Genomic DNA, 17,858 nt, shown 5'->3' with positions numbered 1-17,858 from the left:
GAAGCCATAATGCGAAATCTCAACTACCAAAACACGCAAAAATATTTCAACTTAGGTTTGGACTTTATCGTTACAAGCAAAAGCTTTAAAAACATTAAGCTTCCAAATAATTTGGATACAAGAAATCTATTTAGGGTTATAGTAAAACGCGAGACTAGATAATGACTGATGGATTTGGGTTTTTAGTTATTGCATCCTTATTTGATATTTTTATATGTCAGATTGTAGCACATATTCCACTTTTTGTGATATTTGCTATTGCAGACAAAAAATATAATCTTTTTGCAAACAAGCGTTTTATTATAAGTATTGTGTGTGGTGGCATAGTTAGCAGTGTATTGGGTAGTTTATTAGGTTGTATATTGAGAAAGGAAACAATAGAGTATGTAAGGATTCTTGCACCTATTATTTTTGGCAGTATTAATGTATTGTCTTTTTTCTTAGTATGGTGCTATGTATGTTTTCTTACATATAGAGCATATAAGAAGCAATGGGATAAAAGAGTATATAATACAAGACATTTTTTTATCACTGTCTGCTCGTCTAGTATTACGCTCTTTCTAAATGGCTTTTATTTATCTTATAAGCTTAGTTAAATGCAAGGAACTATTTTATGCAAAAACAAGACTACCAAAACACCCAAACTTGCTTTCATCTCGGTTTGGATTTTAGAATCCTTACTTCTACATTTAAGGATATAGAGGTGTTCCCCTTATCAATGCCTATTCAAATAAAGGTAAATTAATGAGTGTTTCTTTTCTTGAGTTTATCTTTTATGTTGTTGTTTTATATGGTATTGCACTGCTTGTTTGGAGTGTGATTCCACGAGTAAATACAATAATACATAAGAAAGATTTTATAAAATATTGGGGTATTTATAGTGTGGTATATTGGATAGTGGCTGTGCTTTTTTGGAGCTTTTTTAAAAGCTTGAAGGTTTATAGCATTTATGAATGGCTCGGGTTCTACTTAATCTTTATAATACTATGTATTGTATCTGTCATATATTTTGCAATCTTTAAATTCTTTAGTAATCAAGAAATCATCAAAAAACCCTTATCTAAAAATGAAAAGATAGGCATAGCTATGGTAAGCTTTTTACACTTTTTACTTTCACCCATACCATCTCTAGCATTTTTTTATATAATACAGAGACTTATGAGTTTTTTAGTGAGGCTAATTGGTGGATTACATATACTGTCATAGCATCTCTGACACTAACTTTGGGATAGAATATAAACTAAAATCTGAAGAAAACTCAAACCAAGCCATAGCTCTTTATGCACTCTCTGGTAAATTCCAAATTTATTATGTGCTAGATAGTTTTGAAGTAGAGAGAATCAATGAAAAAGAAATAGCTATCTATCCCACACAGATAAAGGCTTATATTGATGATAGCTTTGATTTTAGAGACCAAAACCATACTTTTGATGATAATGGGAGTATAAAAGAATTAGGACAGCCTGTGGGTGCTTGGGATTATAAAGAGGTGAGATTTGATAAAGATGTTTCGGAACAACAGATGAATAAATATGCAGAAAAAAGCGGAACATTTAGTGCAAATAATGTTGGCGCATTTTTCTTTCTTTCTCTTCGAACAAATACCGCTATAACTAAAAAAGAATATTTAGACTATAAGCAAATAAATATCTATCCAATTTACAATCAAGACTATCAACAAACTCAAACATACTTTCATATAGGTTGCGATTTTCTAGTAACAAGTAAGACTTTTAAGGATATAGTAGTTCCACAAGATGCTAACTTAAAAAGAATATTTAAAATAATAATAAAGGATTTTTGATGGATGGTTGGGGGTTTTTATCGTATGCGGCTATTATTCAAGTTTTAATATGTTTAGTTGCGGTTAATATAATAGTAATATTAATTTTATTTTGTTATAGGTATAGAATTAGAAAGTATATTAATCAGTATCCTACACTTTTTTGTTTAGGTAGTATATTGGGAAATTCTTTAGGTACTATATTGGGAGCTTCTTTAGGTACTATATTGCATATAATAAAATCAAGAGGTGTTGATAATTTTGTTGATTTCTTTAGGACAAGTCATTTCGTTTCAATATTTTATTTACCCTTAATAACTCCTATTCATATGAGCCTAATCTTTATCGTCTTATTTTTAATTATTTATTATAAAAATCCGCATTTTAAAATAACGCCTTCATCTAAAACAAGAAGTTTTAAATTTGGATTCTTATTTTTTAGTATTGTAAGCTCTATAACATTTTGCATTACAAAAGCTACATAAATTAAAGCTTATGTTGATGATAGCTTTGACTTTGGGGACAAACCTATGCAGTTTGTAGGTGCTTGGAATTATGCAAAGATGGAGTTTATTGTGGGAGGTAGTATTTTGCAAGGAGTAGATAAAAATATTTCAAAAGATTCAGATAACAATATGATGAGGAATAAAGATTTTATCAACCAAAGATTCCACATTTTTAAAGGCTTATTATGACTAGCACTATTAATCAAAACCTAAAAGGTTACTAAGGATTATCTATGCCTTACCTCTCCCTAAAAGTAAAGCCAATATTCTTAGTAGTATTTCTCTTTTAAAGGACCCTTATGTCTTATCTACAACTGAGTATAGATTCCCTCTCTTTTACTATCACTAAAGCCCATATTAAAGAGAGTTTAGAATCCTTATGGAGAATTGAGTGTGAAGGATATATAGAAAGCTTAGAAGAGCATCCTTTTACTTTAGACTTTTTCAACTCTTCAAGGAAAGACCAAGGGAACACTTTTAACTCTTTCCCACATAAGGAGAGCACTTTAAACTTTCACCCCAATGCTTTAATTAACAAGCAAGCAACCTTTAAAATCAGCAATCCCTATCCTCAATCACACTCTACTTCTCACACTTTAGATTTTATAAACAATGCCCTACCCTCTACTTTAGAATCTCTTAAAGATACTATCAAGAGTGCTAAGAATAAAAACAAAGACACTCATCATAATCAAACAAGTAAAGATTCTAAAAACTCTCAAGAATCTTTAGATTCTTTAGGGAGGATAAAAGAATATCAAGGCATACTCTGCTTTGTAGAGTATCTAGGATTAAATACTCAAAGTAGTGCAAATGTGTTTCATAGAGGTAATCTTACCCCCTCTTTAAATCATAAGCATTTCTTTAAGCTTACTCTTTGCTCTTCTCTTTATAGAATGTCTTTAAATAAAGCAAATAGAATCTATACCAATAAGAGTGTTATAGAAGCCATACATTCTACACTCAACTTTTATACACACGATTTAATCAAACCTTTGGATTTCTCTGGGATTGCTTTACACTATCCAAAGTTAGAACTTATTTCTCAATATGAGGAGAGTGATTTAGACTTCATCACAAGATTAGCCCATAATAATGGCATATACTTTTGTGATGTGAGAGGGAGTATATGCTTTTATGATAGCGCACAAAGACACTCTAGTAGAGAACTTACTTTTAATCCTAATGTGAATAACACTTTAAATGAACCTTGTATCTCTAGTGTCTCTAAACTTCAATCTTTAAGAGCTCATACTTTTAGCCAAAGTAGCCAGAATGCTCTCAATCCTTTTTCATTAGAAAGTTTAAGTCTAAAGAGTGATTCCTTATTACAAGAAGGAGAGCAGAATAATTTCACACACTCTTTACATATAAATGAGCATCACTATAGCAATGAATCCTCCTTTACTCAAAGCAGTGATTTAAAAACTCCCATTACTTTAAAAGAAAAAAGATTAAGAGTGATTGAACAAAGTCTCAATGCACAGAGTAATATCTATGATTTAGCTTTAAATGAAAGTATTACTTTAAACTTCTCCTCAAGTTTAAAAGAAAACAAAGAGAGTTTAAGAGATTTTATAATTATAGGAATGGAGCAAGAACTTATTAATGAATCTTTATTAGAGAATAACTTTAATTCTAATGATAATGCCATTAAAAAAGAGAATGCAAAACATTTAAAAGAAAGTGTTACTTCTTTAATGAATACAGAGCAGATAAACAAAGGGAATGAAAGCTTTAATCCCCTCACTCAAAATACTTCTAATGCTTTAGAATCTCTTTCTTCTCCTTCTTCTTTAGGTAAATCTCACTCTTATAGTAATACCCTCACCCTTTTACCTATTACCTTTAGCTATACTCCCTCTTTAAAGAGTAAGCCTAAAGCTCCTAGTAGCACTTTAGGAGTTGTTATTGGAGAGAGTGAGGATATAGATGGAGAAAGAAATACTATTCATACAGATAACTTTGGTAGAGTAAAGGTCCGAATAAATTGCTTTGCTTCTCAAGAGGTTATAGATAATGCAAGAGTGAAAGAACAAAATAATGTTCAAGGAAAAAATATAGAGAATAACCATTCACAAGGCACTCTTCAAAACATTAATGGAAATACTAACACTCATACACAAACAACCAATGATACTTTAAGCAATACAACACAGACAGAGGAGAATATACACTCACAAGAAAATCATACAACAAACAATGATGTGGATAGTAACAATTCACAAATGAAAGCCTACTCTTATCATTACTCTCCTTATCTTAGAGTAAGCTCTCCTATTGCAAGTATAAGTTCAGGTTTGTATCATACTCCAAGAGTGGGAGATGAAGTGATTGTAAGTTTCTTTGATGAGGATATAGATAAGCCTTATATCAGTGCTAGTCTGTATAACCAAAGTAATCCTGCCTTGCCTCCTTTGCCTTTAAATGCTCATCAAACAAGTTTAAGTGCAAGAACTCTTAATAATACAAAAGAGACAGAGGATACAAACTCTTCTATAGTAGAATCTGGATTAAATGAAATCACGCTCTCTAATATAAAAGAGAAAGAACAAATCTATCTTCAAGCACAAAGAGATTATGAAGAACTCATTAAACATAACTTCACTCAAAAGATACAGAATAATAAAGATTCCATAGTAGAGGGAGCATATAATGAAAGGATTAAAAAGATTCATACGCAAACCATAGATTTAGCAAAGATTGTAAGTATTGGAGGAGAATATAATACAAATGTGGCTTTATCTAAAGATACCATTGTAGGATTAAGTCATACTTTAAATGTAGGAGCAAGTAATAAACTTAGAGTAGCTAAGGATAGTAGTGAGAGTGTAGGGGAAGATAAAAGGGTAGAGATACAAGCAAACCTCAATACAAGTATTAAGCAAGATGAGAATAGGAATGTAGGGGGGAATAAGAGGGAGGTGGTAGGTAAAGAATATCATTTGCAAGTTGAAGATAGTATCAATATAGAATCTACTAATGAAACTACACTTAGGACTAAAGGGAATCTTTTATTTACATCTAATGCTTCTATGGGACTTGAAACAGATGAAAATGCTACTTTTATAGCTGATAATATTGTATCAGAAGCAACAAGTGATTATTCTATCAATGCAGGTAATACTATTAATTTAAAGATTAATGAAACCACTATTTACGCAACAAGTGATACAATAATCCTCAAAGCTGGTGGAGTAGAAGTAGTCATAGATTCTAAAGGATTAGTCGTTAAAGGTGGAGAAGTTAAGAGTGAGTGAGAGAAAATAAAAGGAGCAAAAATGAAAATAATACCATTACTATTATGTAGTCTTATAGGCTATGTTTGGAGTATATCGATACAAGATAATGCAAAATCTACAACGCAAAGCATTGTATCGCTAGATTCTGTATTGCAAAACCTTATCACTAAAGCCAAGTTAGATTCTCTAAATGACTTAACACAAGAGGAATGCAAAAACCTAAGTCGCACCTACAATGTGCCACAAGATTCACAAAATGAGGAATCTTATAGTGAGGAGCAGAGCTGCTACTATGTGGCAATACAAAATCTCAAAGCCGCTACTGCAGAACTTATGGCTAAAAAACGCATAGCCACTGATATGCATTCACTAGATTCTATCTTGCAGTATAAAATCATGGCTTTTTTAAGCACCACAAATTTGCAATCTTTACCACGCAGTGTGCTCGGCTTTGAAGTGTCTTATCCCTTGCAAGATGTAGAAAATGTATGCCATCGCCTTGATGGTTTGGAGTTCGAGGCAAGTTGTAATCTGTATATGCAGATTTTTGATGAGCTGGCACACTATGTCGCACAAGAGCAGAATCTCCCACAAAAAGCGATACAAGATTATCACAAAGCCTTTGAGACACGCACGCAAAATGCCCTTGAGATTCTGGCACAAGAATCGCCCGATATGCCTTAAGGAATGCAATGTTACTAGCAGATGATTTTAAAAATGTGATTACAATGATGCTATTCGGAAATAAAGACAAAAATCAAGCAATACCAATACCTAAAGATGCACAAGGTAGGGTATTGGGGAATGGCTATCTCTACACTGATGTATTGGAATCTAATAAAGAAAACCCAACAATCAAACCATTTCAAAAGGACAGCAAATATAGAATAACAAGCACCTTTGGCAGGAGGTCGGATTTAAAAAACAGAGAACCACACTCTGGCATAGATATATGCTTTTCACAAAGCTTTTCAATGGGGGAATTTACCTATAAAAAGCCACCATTATTTTCACCAATAGATGGGCAAATTATTTTTAATGAAAAGTCTTCTTTAAACTCTGTGTATATCATTGATAAAGATAAAAATAAACACGGATTGCTTCATATGGATGTCGTATTTGTCCAAAATGGGCAAAAAATCAAACAAGGGGATTTGGTAGGAATTATCGGTGGTATCGGTAAGTCTTTATCTAATATAGATAATCAGCAAGTTAATATCATTTATGATAATGTGCTGAAACTTCAAGAAGTGGATTATTTTCAAGCATTCATTGATTTTTTAAAAAATGATTTTGCTTTTTTGGAAAAAATAACAGATGATATACAAATGCAAAAAGCTCAAGAGCTCATTAATAAAAAGTGGCAAGAAAGCATTACAAAACAACACAAGCCATATATAGACACATTGCATAAAAATGGTATCCAAGCTATACATCTTAATACACTTTTAAAACTTATGGAACGCAAGGATTTAGGAGATAAAAAAGAGCAAATAATAAAAAATGAAATTATTAGACATCTAAGAAATAAATTTGCTATCCATTTGCATTATCAAATACAAGATTCTAAAGATAGACTACTTAATCCAGCAGTATTTTGGAATACAGCTTATAAGATAAAAGAAACACATTGTGATGAGCAAGAAGCAATCATTCAAACAGATGGTTTGAATAAAATTTATGAATATAGTTATGATAAAAATTCTAATTTATTAGAGATAAAAACACCAAAGGGCAGACGCTTTTTCCCTTACTTTACTTCTGAAAAATATTATACGCTCCACAATCCAAACACAATAAAAGAAAACTTAGGATTATATTATACCGCTAAAGATGTTGATTCTAGGGGGTTTAGAATCTGTGAATATTTCTTACAAGAAAAAGAAAAACTCAAACAACAAATTTTGTTATATAGGAGATATAAAAATGGGAAAATAGATTCTAAAAATAAAGACCAACAAGATTCGTATAATAATTGGTTTCAAGTGATTTCAGGAACTGCTAATTTTAAAAAGGTAGATGTAGAGCTAGAGCTAATGTATTATCAATGGTATAAAAGAAATGGTATATTAGGACAAGCACCAGAGCAAAAAACAGAGAATCCAAATGGCACAGTAACAATTAGCCTTACTCTTAGCAATCAGCAGGGTTTGTTGCAAAATACCCCCATTTATATTTATTCGTATTTTCACCATAAGATTTATGAGAGCAAAACTGATGAATATGGATTGTTGTGTTTTTGCCTATCATTTGAAGAAAGCAATAAAAGTTTTACCCTTGCCTTACACTGCCACAAAGAATTTTTCAATATGGATACTTCTAGTATGGTAGGTAATATAACTAAGATAACCCTTGCTCCTAGCCATATACAAGGTAAAGAATATATTGGGCATAAAACAATACAAGACTTCCCCAAACAAGAATCTAAATCAAACACCAAAGCTGAAGTAATACAAAATATGCCTTATGAATATTATTTTGATAGGAGGAAGCAATGAGAGGCAACTTTTCTACCAAACAGATAAGCAGCTCACAGAGAGTGTGGATTCTAAATATAGTGAAATAACAACAGACTATGAAGTGAATGCAGGCAACCAAATCCTCCACCAAGTAGGCGACACTACCATAACAGCTACTTCAGATTCTGTCATCATCAAAGCAGGTGGTGTGGAAGTAGTTATAGATTCTAATGGGCTTGTAGTAAAAGGTGGGGAGGTTAAGGCGGAGTGAGGGGAAAAGAAAACTTTAAAAAATCTCAAAATATATTACTTGATAGGAATTAATAGAACAAATGTCAAATAAAGAAAACACCCAAGAGTATAGTAAAGATACATTAAGAATACAGATTGTAGATTTTAAAGACAATCCTATTGAAAATGCGGAGGTTATTTTATTGGCTATGGGACAAAGAGAAGGACAAAAGATTGCTTTGCCAAATAAAACAAATTCTCAAGGAGAAACTCTTTTTAACCTCCAAGGATATATTAAAAATATCAATAGATTTGAAATCACAATCAATCACCCAGATTATTATTCCTATCCTATAAACCGCAATAGGAAAATATGTAGAAGTTATGAGTATGGGCGTTTATGCGTAGAAAGTTTTGACAAGATACCTACATTTTATTTTAATGGTAAAATGCTCAATATATCTCAATGTCCAAATCCTACTAAGAAATACGCTTTGAAAAATCTACTAAATCAAGATTCTAATAATCAAACACAAAAAGAATATTATATACAATTACAAAGCAATCAAAAAAGCTTTAACATTTATAAAGATGGGAATCTCACACAAGAAAGTGAGTATATTTTACATTTAGAAGATTCCGGCCAAACAACAACGCAACCTGAAAAGAACAAAAATCTAAACTTTGATAATGATGACACCTTAAGGAAATTTAAAAAAGAAATAGAGTCTATTATAAAAATGAATGAGAAAAAGGGTAATATACAATCTATACATAAGTTTATTGTTGATTATGATGTGCCAGATTTTATAGCAAAGGCTTTACAACTTATTAATAAATTTGAAAACAGAGATACTCAAGGAGTATTTTCAGATGAAAGGCTTACAAAAGCAAAAGAAAATTCAAATCCATTTGATAAAAATTTGATTATAAAAACACTCAAAGAAAGAATGGTTAATCTTGTGAGAAGTAACTATCATATAACAAATGCTATATTACCTAATATCAATAATTTTGCAAATTCCTACTATCCAAATCAAGGACCAACTTCACTTTGCGGACCAGCTGCATTTTTTTATTGTCTTTTGATAGATAGACCTGATTTATATGTCAAATGTGTTATTGATTTGTGGGAAAATGGGAAAGCAAAAATAAAAAATCTAAGTATTAAACCGAGCGGAAACTGCAAAAAACCAAAATCACTTGGAGATGATAGAAATAAAATCAATGGCGTAGATTGGATAACTCTAGCAAGTCTAAGAGATTCTGAAAATATAGCATTTAGCTATGAGGAAGTAACCGATCAAGCATCAGGTATCACCCTTGCAGGTGCACTAAAAGAGTGGTTTTTAAAGGTCGGAGCAAAATTATTGTTTTCTAATGTAACTTATGGTCTACATATTGGTAAAGACGAATTGTTGTGTTTGGTTAAATATAAACAACAATATTCACAGGCTCATATTGTTTCTTTGGTTAATGCAGGATTATTTTCCAATAAAAAAACTTTTTTAAAATTTAAATCTCATTGGATAGTGTGGAAGACTGCACCACAAAGCAATGGAAAAGATATAGATTTAAACATAAAAAATGCTGCCATTACACAAGAAGTAGTAACTTGGGGCGAAATAGACAGAAAATTAGATCAACCTACCTTGGCAGATTACCTTAGCTATAATTTTGGTGCTATGGTATTCTTGCCTATACCTTACGAATTGGGAGAATGTGAATGAGAGTATTAAAACTACTTTGCCTTATACCTTTATGTGCGATGCTTGCCTCCTGCACAAAGCCTTTCACAAACTTTGAAACAAGCAGGGCAAAAATGCAAGAACTATCAGGTTTTGATATCATACAATGTAGCAAGATAATAAAAGAATCGGTCAAAAATGAAGAGGAGATTCTAAGCAATAAAGGCTTAATAGATTGCAAGAAACAATATTTTAAAAATGGAAGAAATATCCAAATAAATCAATACGAAATTACTAAAAATAAAGAAAAAACCATAATAAAGAATAAAACCAATAACACTATCATACAAGTATATAATGATAATGAAGCTGCAGCGTTTAATATTTCTTACGATAAGCAATATTTAGGAATCTGTGATAGAGGAAAGCTACATATATTTGATTTAAACAAAAATTTATATGAACTTGAGCATTACAAAGATAAAAAATGCACAAGAGTTGATTTTTCTTTAGATAATAAATATCTTATAGTAAATAATAAAAATCAAGGACAAATTTATGAATTTAAGAGAGGAAATTTGGTATATGATAATCCTAATAATCCTCTTTTTGTATCATTGGATTATGCAATAGTGGGCAATGAAATTATATTATTTGATGAAGAAAAAAGAATTATTGTTGAGGGATTAGAGGATTCAAGTTCATATGAGGAAGAGATTATAGAAGTTAGAAAAAATAAAGGGGGTATTGATGTATTAGTCTGGGAATTACAAAAATCTTGGATACCTTTTGTCTCTTTCCCCCCAAGTTGTTCAATTAGAAGATTGCAAGGATTTTAGTGCAAACAAAGATTCAAATACAAAAACTTTCAATCAGGGGGAACTTTCTATAAATGCTAGACCACTCTCCCATCCCTACACTTAACATAAAGGATTATCTATGCCTTACCTCTCCCTAAAAGTAAAGCCAATATTCTTAGTAGTATTTCTCTTTTAAAGGACCCTTATGTCTTATCTACAACTGAGTATAGATTCCCTCTCTTTTACTATCACTAAAGCCCATATTAAAGAAAGTTTAGAATCCTTATGGAGAATTGAGTGTGAAGGATATATAGAAAGCTTAGAAGAGCATCCTTTTACTTTAGACTTTTTCAACTCTTCAAGGAAAGACCAAGGGAACACTTTTAACTCTTTCCCACATAAGGAGAGCACTTTAAACTTTCACCCCAATGCTTTAATTAACAAGCAAGCAACCTTTAAAATCAGCAATCCCTATCCTCAATCACACTCTACTTCTCACACTTTAGATTTTATAAACAATGCCCTACCCTCTACTTTAGAATCTCTTAAAGATACTATCAAGAGTGCTAAGAATAAAAACAAAGACACTCATCATAATCAAACAAGTAAAGATTCTAAAAACTCTCAAGAATCTTTAGATTCTTTAGGGAGGATAAAAGAATATCAAGGCATACTCTGCTTTGTAGAGTATCTAGGATTAAATACTCAAAGTAGTGCAAATGTGTTTCATAGAGGTAATCTTACCCCCTCTTTAAATCATAAGCATTTCTTTAAGCTTACTCTTTGCTCTTCTCTTTATAGAATGTCTTTAAATAAAGCAAATAGAATCTATACCAATAAGAGTGTTATAGAAGCCATACATTCTACACTCAACTTTTATACACACGATTTAATCAAACCTTTGGATTTCTCTGGGATTGCTTTACACTATCCAAAGTTAGAACTTATTTCTCAATATGAGGAGAGTGATTTAGACTTCATCACAAGATTAGCCCATAATAATGGCATATACTTTTGTGATGTGAGAGGGAGTATATGCTTTTATGATAGCGCACAAAGACACTCTAGTAGAGAACTTACTTTTAATCCTAATGTGAATAACACTTTAAATGAACCTTGTATCTCTAGTGTCTCTAAACTTCAATCTTTAAGAGCTCATACTTTTAGCCAAAGTAGCCAGAATGCTCTCAATCCTTTTTCATTAGAAAGTTTAAGTCTAAAGAGTGATTCCTTATTACAAGAAGGAGAGCAGAATAATTTCACACACTCTTTACATATAAATGAGCATCACTATAGCAATGAATCCTCCTTTACTCAAAGCAGTGATTTAAAAACTCCCATTACTTTAAAAGAAAAAAGATTAAGAGTGATTGAACAAAGTCTCAATGCACAGAGTAATATCTATGATTTAGCTTTAAATGAAAGTATTACTTTAAACTTCTCCTCAAGTTTAAAAGAAAACAAAGAGAGTTTAAGAGATTTTATAATTATAGGAATGGAGCAAGAACTTATTAATGAATCTTTATTAGAGAATAACTTTAATTCTAATGATAATGCCATTAAAAAAGAGAATGCAAAACATTTAAAAGAAAGTGTTACTTCTTTAATGAATACAGAGCAGATAAACAAAGGGAATGAAAGCTTTAATCCCCTCACTCAAAATACTTCTAATGCTTTAGAATCTCTTTCTTCTCCTTCTTCTTTAGGTAAATCTCACTCTTATAGTAATACCCTCACCCTTTTACCTATTACCTTTAGCTATACTCCCTCTTTAAAGAGTAAGCCTAAAGCTCCTAGTAGCACTTTAGGAGTTGTTATTGGAGAGAGTGAGGATATAGATGGAGAAAGAAATACTATTCATACAGATAACTTTGGTAGAGTAAAGGTCCGAATAAATTGCTTTGCTTCTCAAGAGGTTATAGATAATGCAAGAGTGAAAGAACAAAATAATGTTCAAGGAAAAAATATAGAGAATAACCATTCACAAGGCACTCTTCAAAACATTAATGGAAATACTAACACTCATACACAAACAACCAATGATACTTTAAGCAATACAACACAGACAGAGGAGAATATACACTCACAAGAAAATCATACAACAAACAATGATGTGGATAGTAACAATTCACAAACGAAAGCCTATTCTTATCATTACTCTCCTTATCTTAGAGTAAGCTCTCCTATTGCAAGTATAAGTTCAGGTTTGTATCATACTCCAAGAGTGGGAGATGAAGTGATTGTAAGTTTCTTTGATGAGGATATAGATAAGCCTTATATCAGTGCTAGTCTGTATAACCAAAGTAATCCTGCCTTGCCTCCTTTGCCTTTAAATGCTCATCAAACAAGTTTAAGTGCAAGAACTCTTAATAATACAAAAGAGACAGAGGATACAAACTCTTCTATAGTAGAATCTGGATTAAATGAAATCACGCTCTCTAATATAAAAGAGAAAGAACAAATCTATCTTCAAGCACAAAGAGATTATGAAGAACTCATTAAACATAACTTCACTCAAAAGATACAGAATAATAAAGATTCCATAGTAGAGGGAGCATATAATGAAAGGATTAAAAAGATTCATACGCAAACCATAGATTTAGCAAAGATTGTAAGTATTGGAGGAGAATATAATACAAATGTGGCTTTATCTAAAGATACCATTGTAGGATTAAGTCATACTTTAAATGTAGGAGCAAGTAATAAACTTAGAGTAGCTAAGGATAGTAGTGAGAGTGTAGGGGAAGATAAAAGGGTAGAGATAGGGGGAAGTGTAAAAGAAGAGATAAAGGGAGATAAACACGAAGAGATTAAAGGAGAAGTGCAAACACATATAGAGGGGAGTTTAACGAAGAATGTAGAAAAAGAAATGTTTATTAATGTTTATGAAAATTACTCTACTAATGTTAAAGAAAACTTATCTACTAATGCAAAATCTATGCAAGATAATATAGAAGAACAATATTCACTTCAAGCAGACAATGCTACATTGGAATTAAAATCTGATTGTGCCATACAAGCTGGTAACACTATAATTCACCAAGTAGGAGATACTTCTATTACTGCTAAGGGAGATTGTGTTACTATTAAAGCTGGTGGAGTAGAAGTAGTCATAGATTCTAAAGGATTAGTCGTTAAAGGTGGGGAGGTAAGGGCGGAGTGAGGGGAAAGAGATTCTTTGGAGGTTTCAAAGAAATAGACAAACTAAGAGAGGAACAAACAAACAATGGTTGAAAATAAAAATATCTATAAAGGTTTAGAGTGTAATTGTAATGAGTTTGAAAAGATTCCTATCCACAGACGAGACTTTGGAACAACGGGAGTTATTATTTCTAATGGATTAGTAATTACAGAAAATTTATCTATAGAAACACTTGATAAACATCTTAAAAATAATGGCATAGAAGAAAAGATAAGAAAGATTCCAAAGATTAATATAATGATGAATTTTGGAATCCTAAACTTTCTTTACAAAAAAACAGAGGGAAAGGGTGATAGATGAGCAATGAGATTCTTTGGAAATTGAAACATAAAAAAACATTTCAGTTTTTTTGGTCTTGGATTGCTAGAATGATTTTCTTTTTTGGTGGAATATGTTTTATTATTTTGGGCTTACAAAAATATTTAAGCAGAGATGATAATAGTTTATTTATTACTATTATTTTGTTAGTTTTAGTTTTATTATGGTTTATGACAAGTCCGCAATTAATATATAAAACAATAAATCTCAAAGCAATGTTTCTAACAAAAAAGAGTTTAGTCCTACAAAAATACATCGGTAGCGATATAATACTCCCATTAGGAACTTTTTATGTAGATATTAGTAGCCCCTCTTGGTTTGCTGCATTACTGGTATGTGATGATGTAGAAATTGCCAATTTCAATGGAAAAACTATATATACTTTGCAACTTATTGAGGGAGATATAGAAAATATTAATCAGCTTTATGCTACTTTGAATCCTTTTATAACTGAATTTTTATTATCTTTGGATAAAGATAGCTATGATAAAGCATATAGTATTCTACTTCCCACAACCCAAGACTTCCATTCTAATCTTTATAAGAATAAAAATAGACAAGCTAAGAGAGGAAAAAGCAAATGTCAAATAATACGCAATTTATATCTCCTTATGTTGATACAATATTATGGAAACCAAAAAGAAAATTTTATTTCCTTGCGATTTTGCAATATGCTATTTATTTTGGTATGGCAATTTTCTTTTGTTGGTTTTGCTGGTTTGTTTTGCTTAAAGAATCTTTGTGGTATTTTATATTGGCTCTTGGGCTTAGTATTTTTTTTGCCTTTGAATCTTATAAGGCATTAAATTTTCAATCTATGCTTTTAACAGAAAAAGGGTTATTAGTAAAAACACGCTTTAATGGAGAGATTTTTTACCCTTATGGAAAATTTGTGATGAGTTATTCTATTGCAGTTGGACTAAGATTTTTTGAGAGAATAACAATACACAATCCCAACAATAAAAAAGAATTTCTCTTTCCTTGTGGTTATGATTCTCTTGGAAATTTTGAAAACAATCAAGCATTTAAAGAACTTTGCACCACATATACACAACAAGCTTTAGAATCTATGGATACAGAAAAAATAGTAGAACTTTATATTTTATATGCTAATAATATAGAATATATATTTAATGAAGAGAGAAGTAATAATGTTTTTACAATAGATTTTTCTCCTCATCAAGAATTACTCAAAGAATATTTTTGTAAAGAAATACAAAATACATTTAATAGTCTTTCTGCAAACAAGCAGTTGAGTTTTTATCGGGGATACGAACAAGGTTGTAATAATAGAAAACTATATAATACCAAAAAGGACTTACGATTTGATATGGACTACCTTGCACCCTACAAGGATAGGATAGAATCACTAAAGGATAAAAATGAATAAACAACAAAGCATTTATGCTTCTTTGAATGTCTGTCAATGTGAATTTGATAAAAATCTCCCACAAAAGCAAAAAACTTTCAATGATTTAGGGAGTACTACTGAAAATTTCTTAAATATTTATCTGCCTGCAAATGCTGGTTTTGTAAGTGCTATGAGTGATACAATCTATCCTAAAAATCGCCCTTTTTATGTTCCAAATATTCCTACCATTACTTTAGGTGTAAATTATGGAGTAATAGCCTATCTTTTTAAAAAGGTGGAGGGGAAAGGCGATGGCAGAGCAGCAGGAGAAGCTACATTAGAGTTTATAGCAAGTTGGCAAGGAGGAAATCTTGGCGGATATGCTACCCAAAAACTCGCCACCAAAACAGCCTCAAGGCTTGGTATCGTTATGGCAGGTAGAATCTTAGGTGGTGCAGTAGGTTCTGTGATACCTGTTGGTGGCACAATACTCGGTGCTATTGCTGGAGCTTGGTTGGCTGGTAAAGCTGAGGAATGGTGGTTTTCTGACGAAGATAAAGCCCTAGAATCTGCCAAAGTAGAAAATGAAAGAATTAAACAATTGGAATATACTTATATATCAAAAATCAATCGCATTAATGACTATCTTATAAGAAATAATTATGTAGAATTAAGGGAGCTTGATAAAGATATATTTGGCAATCCTTTAGCTCATTCTAATGAAGCAGAGAGCCTTTGTAAAGAATCTAGCAATATTTATAGTAGCTACTTCAAAACTATCCTGTTAATGTTAAGCTTTCCACAATACCTTGATAGAAAACAAGAGGAAGAAAAAGAACAAGGAAAGCAAGAAAGAAAAATACAGCCTGTAAAAGACGCTATTCTTCTTACATTGGATATAGAAAAATGTATTGATACAAGCAAAGCAGAATTACTTAAAGAAAAAGAAATCTATATCTATAATGAAAGATTTAAAAGAGTAGTTGCAAAGAGTAAGAGTGATGATAAAGGGAGATTGCAAGTAGAGAAAGTGAGTGTAGGAAAAGAAATAGGTATAGACAGATTAAGTTTTGTGGTGGATAGGGAGAATTTGAGTGAGGATAATTTTGATTTAAGCATAGCCCAATATTCATCAATTACTAATGTCCAAACAAAACATAAAAAGACACAAGAATTAAAACTTCCAAAGGCTCATTTTAGTTTTAATATTCCACAAGCTAAGTTACAATGTGATTGTGAAGTATTAAGCCTAAAAATCCATAAAAGCACCAATACAATTACACTTATCCCAGAAACCAATCTTAAAGAGAGTAGATATAAACCCTATCTACAATTTGCTTATATGGTATTTGAAATAACAGATACTCAAATAGATACGAGCATAAAAAACATTACTTTACAAAACAGACAAATGAGTGGGCTTAATTCTTTAGGAAATGGCTTAAAAACTCAATATCCTATTAAAAAAGATTGGGAAAACAAAGTTGTTGTATTTTTTGCTTTTTTTAATACTCAACAAAAAACACCTTATGCAAAGACTGCATTTATAGAAAAGCCTATTGTTGTTTTGGATATAGGAAGCAGTGGCACATTAGCTCCTCAATATGAACAAGGCAGTCTAAAAAGAAGTGAAATAATAAGCGATGTTGTTGATAAATTAAAAGTAAAAGTTAAGAGCATTGTTGCTCTTATCGTGCTGCAAGAAAACAACGATTCAACAATGGATATAAAACAAAAAGTGCAAATTGCTAATGCTATTAAACATAATTCCCAAAGTGAAAAAATACTTCTTTTGTCTTTACATATTGATAGTGAAAAAAGCGGATTAGCAAGTGGAATGCGTTGTTTTTATAATAACAGACAATATGCAGTGCAAGAGAGAAAATTTATTGCCAGATTAAAAGAAATAAATCCAAGAAAAAATAATGCTAATTTTGAGCATAATGGAAATATGTATATAATGAAATTTGCCAATATACCATCAGTTCTTGTTACACTTGGTTTTATAAGCAATACTAAAGATAAAAACGAACTTAATAATCAAGCTAAAAGACAAATTATCGCCGATACTCTCTTTTTAGCTCTTGCAAACTACACCGCAAAAGACTTATAATAAAGGCTTACTATGACATCACGGCAAATCCACCCTCTCTACAATCGTGGAAGTGTAAGTATATTATTCTTTTTGGTATTTTACTTTTTTGTATTGCCATTTTTAATTGTTAGATTCAGTAAAATTGATTGCATTCACTCCCCCATCCCTCCCACTTAACATAAA

At 31.3% G+C, this 17,858-nt stretch carries 17 protein-coding genes and 2 pseudogenes; all 19 read left to right on the top strand.

From position 1 onward, the window contains the following. The first annotated feature begins 9 nt into the window (after positions 1–9). The 19 genes and pseudogenes from DY109_RS11375 to DY109_RS04365 all read left to right on the top strand — a co-directional run bounded on the left by DY109_RS11375 (position 10) and on the right by DY109_RS04365 (position 17,693). A complete protein-coding gene (locus tag DY109_RS11375) occupies positions 10–162 on the top strand; it encodes a hypothetical protein (RefSeq protein WP_015453626.1) in 153 nt (50 codons plus the stop codon). Positions 163–613: 451 nt separating this feature from the next. Further along, positions 614–745, top strand: a complete 132-nt coding sequence (locus DY109_RS12330) for a hypothetical protein (RefSeq protein ID WP_002957636.1) — start codon at positions 614–616, stop codon at positions 743–745. Beyond that, positions 745–1,206: a hypothetical protein gene (locus DY109_RS11370; RefSeq protein ID WP_002957635.1), complete on the top strand. Its 462-nt coding sequence runs from the start codon at positions 745–747 to the stop codon at positions 1,204–1,206. Before DY109_RS12330 ends, DY109_RS11370 begins: the two co-directional genes overlap by 1 nt. Next, a complete protein-coding gene (locus DY109_RS04425) occupies positions 1,184–1,804 on the top strand; it encodes a DUF6402 family protein (RefSeq protein WP_232000202.1) in 621 nt (206 codons plus the stop codon). Before DY109_RS11370 ends, DY109_RS04425 begins: the two co-directional genes overlap by 23 nt. Beyond that, a complete protein-coding gene (locus tag DY109_RS04420) occupies positions 1,804–2,268 on the top strand; it encodes a hypothetical protein (RefSeq protein ID WP_115737786.1) in 465 nt (154 codons plus the stop codon). The genes DY109_RS04425 and DY109_RS04420 overlap by 1 nt, the downstream gene beginning before the upstream one ends. A 45-nt stretch (positions 2,269–2,313) precedes the next feature. Then, positions 2,314–2,478, top strand: coding sequence for a hypothetical protein (locus DY109_RS11365; RefSeq protein WP_002957632.1), 165 nt, complete (start codon positions 2,314–2,316; stop codon positions 2,476–2,478). A gap of 110 nt (positions 2,479–2,588) precedes the next feature. Next, a pseudogene (locus tag DY109_RS12530) lies at positions 2,589–3,761 on the top strand (contractile injection system protein, VgrG/Pvc8 family); the annotation flags it as partial. A gap of 369 nt (positions 3,762–4,130) precedes the next feature. Continuing rightward, entirely contained in the window at positions 4,131–5,549 is a 1,419-nt protein-coding gene (locus tag DY109_RS12525) for a bacteriophage T4 gp5 trimerisation domain-containing protein (protein WP_425323547.1), read from the top strand. A 21-nt stretch (positions 5,550–5,570) separates the two neighbouring features. Further along, positions 5,571–6,215 carry a hypothetical protein gene (locus DY109_RS04410; protein WP_023950016.1) on the top strand — a complete coding sequence of 215 codons (645 nt, stop codon included), beginning with the start codon at positions 5,571–5,573 and terminating at the stop codon, positions 6,213–6,215. A gap of 8 nt (positions 6,216–6,223) precedes the next feature. Then, positions 6,224–8,029: a M23 family metallopeptidase gene (locus DY109_RS04405; RefSeq protein WP_023950015.1), complete on the top strand. Its 1,806-nt coding sequence runs from the start codon at positions 6,224–6,226 to the stop codon at positions 8,027–8,029. Beyond that, positions 7,998–8,261: a hypothetical protein gene (locus DY109_RS04400; protein WP_034550606.1), complete on the top strand. Its 264-nt coding sequence runs from the start codon at positions 7,998–8,000 to the stop codon at positions 8,259–8,261. The genes DY109_RS04405 and DY109_RS04400 overlap by 32 nt, the downstream gene beginning before the upstream one ends. Before the next feature lie 61 nt (positions 8,262–8,322). Continuing rightward, the gene (locus DY109_RS11940) at positions 8,323–9,951 is read left to right on the top strand and encodes a hypothetical protein (RefSeq protein WP_244916640.1); all 1,629 of its coding nucleotides are present in this window, start codon (positions 8,323–8,325) and stop codon (positions 9,949–9,951) included. Beyond that, the gene (locus DY109_RS04390; protein ID WP_023950009.1) at positions 9,948–10,748 is read left to right on the top strand and encodes a hypothetical protein; all 801 of its coding nucleotides are present in this window, start codon (positions 9,948–9,950) and stop codon (positions 10,746–10,748) included. The genes DY109_RS11940 and DY109_RS04390 overlap by 4 nt, the downstream gene beginning before the upstream one ends. A gap of 166 nt (positions 10,749–10,914) precedes the next feature. Further along, positions 10,915–12,087 (top strand): annotated as a pseudogene (locus tag DY109_RS12520) (contractile injection system protein, VgrG/Pvc8 family); the annotation flags it as partial. A 369-nt stretch (positions 12,088–12,456) separates the two neighbouring features. Beyond that, positions 12,457–13,872, top strand: coding sequence for a bacteriophage T4 gp5 trimerisation domain-containing protein (locus tag DY109_RS12515; protein ID WP_425323546.1), 1,416 nt, complete (start codon positions 12,457–12,459; stop codon positions 13,870–13,872). Positions 13,873–13,935: 63 nt separating this feature from the next. Further along, positions 13,936–14,211, top strand: a complete 276-nt coding sequence (locus DY109_RS04380; RefSeq protein WP_115737783.1) for a hypothetical protein — start codon at positions 13,936–13,938, stop codon at positions 14,209–14,211. Beyond that, entirely contained in the window at positions 14,208–15,035 is an 828-nt protein-coding gene (locus tag DY109_RS04375) for a hypothetical protein (RefSeq protein ID WP_023948772.1), read from the top strand. Before DY109_RS04380 ends, DY109_RS04375 begins: the two co-directional genes overlap by 4 nt. Positions 15,036–15,046: 11 nt before the next feature. After that, the gene (locus DY109_RS04370; protein WP_147291165.1) at positions 15,047–15,619 is read left to right on the top strand and encodes a hypothetical protein; all 573 of its coding nucleotides are present in this window, start codon (positions 15,047–15,049) and stop codon (positions 15,617–15,619) included. Continuing rightward, a complete protein-coding gene (locus DY109_RS04365) occupies positions 15,612–17,693 on the top strand; it encodes an N-acetylmuramoyl-L-alanine amidase family protein (RefSeq protein ID WP_023948776.1) in 2,082 nt (693 codons plus the stop codon). Before DY109_RS04370 ends, DY109_RS04365 begins: the two co-directional genes overlap by 8 nt. The last annotated feature ends 165 nt before the right edge of the window (positions 17,694–17,858 follow it).

Origin of the sequence: Helicobacter fennelliae (assembly GCF_900451005.1) — a bacterium.
In the GTDB taxonomy this organism is placed as follows: Bacteria; Campylobacterota; Campylobacteria; order Campylobacterales; family Helicobacteraceae; genus Helicobacter_B; species Helicobacter_B fennelliae.
This window is presented reverse-complemented; position numbering and strand designations above follow the sequence as displayed.

Excerpts from the sequence above, each read along its gene's own strand:
- DY109_RS11375 (WP_015453626.1), top strand. The coding sequence starts at position 10 with ATGCGAAATCTCAACTACCAAAACACGCAAAAATATTTCAACTTAGGT.
- DY109_RS12330 (WP_002957636.1), top strand. The coding sequence starts at position 614 with ATGCAAAAACAAGACTACCAAAACACCCAAACTTGCTTTCATCTCGGT.
- DY109_RS11370 (WP_002957635.1), top strand. The coding sequence starts at position 745 with ATGAGTGTTTCTTTTCTTGAGTTTATCTTTTATGTTGTTGTTTTATAT.
- DY109_RS04420 (WP_115737786.1), top strand. The coding sequence starts at position 1,804 with ATGGATGGTTGGGGGTTTTTATCGTATGCGGCTATTATTCAAGTTTTA.
- DY109_RS11365 (WP_002957632.1), top strand. The coding sequence starts at position 2,314 with ATGCAGTTTGTAGGTGCTTGGAATTATGCAAAGATGGAGTTTATTGTG.
- DY109_RS04410 (WP_023950016.1), top strand. The coding sequence starts at position 5,571 with ATGAAAATAATACCATTACTATTATGTAGTCTTATAGGCTATGTTTGG.
- DY109_RS04405 (WP_023950015.1), top strand. The coding sequence starts at position 6,224 with ATGTTACTAGCAGATGATTTTAAAAATGTGATTACAATGATGCTATTC.
- DY109_RS04400 (WP_034550606.1), top strand. The coding sequence starts at position 7,998 with ATGAATATTATTTTGATAGGAGGAAGCAATGAGAGGCAACTTTTCTAC.
- DY109_RS11940 (WP_244916640.1), top strand. The coding sequence starts at position 8,323 with ATGTCAAATAAAGAAAACACCCAAGAGTATAGTAAAGATACATTAAGA.
- DY109_RS04390 (WP_023950009.1), top strand. The coding sequence starts at position 9,948 with ATGAGAGTATTAAAACTACTTTGCCTTATACCTTTATGTGCGATGCTT.
- DY109_RS04380 (WP_115737783.1), top strand. The coding sequence starts at position 13,936 with ATGGTTGAAAATAAAAATATCTATAAAGGTTTAGAGTGTAATTGTAAT.
- DY109_RS04375 (WP_023948772.1), top strand. The coding sequence starts at position 14,208 with ATGAGCAATGAGATTCTTTGGAAATTGAAACATAAAAAAACATTTCAG.
- DY109_RS04370 (WP_147291165.1), top strand. The coding sequence starts at position 15,047 with ATGCTTTTAACAGAAAAAGGGTTATTAGTAAAAACACGCTTTAATGGA.
- DY109_RS04365 (WP_023948776.1), top strand. The coding sequence starts at position 15,612 with ATGAATAAACAACAAAGCATTTATGCTTCTTTGAATGTCTGTCAATGT.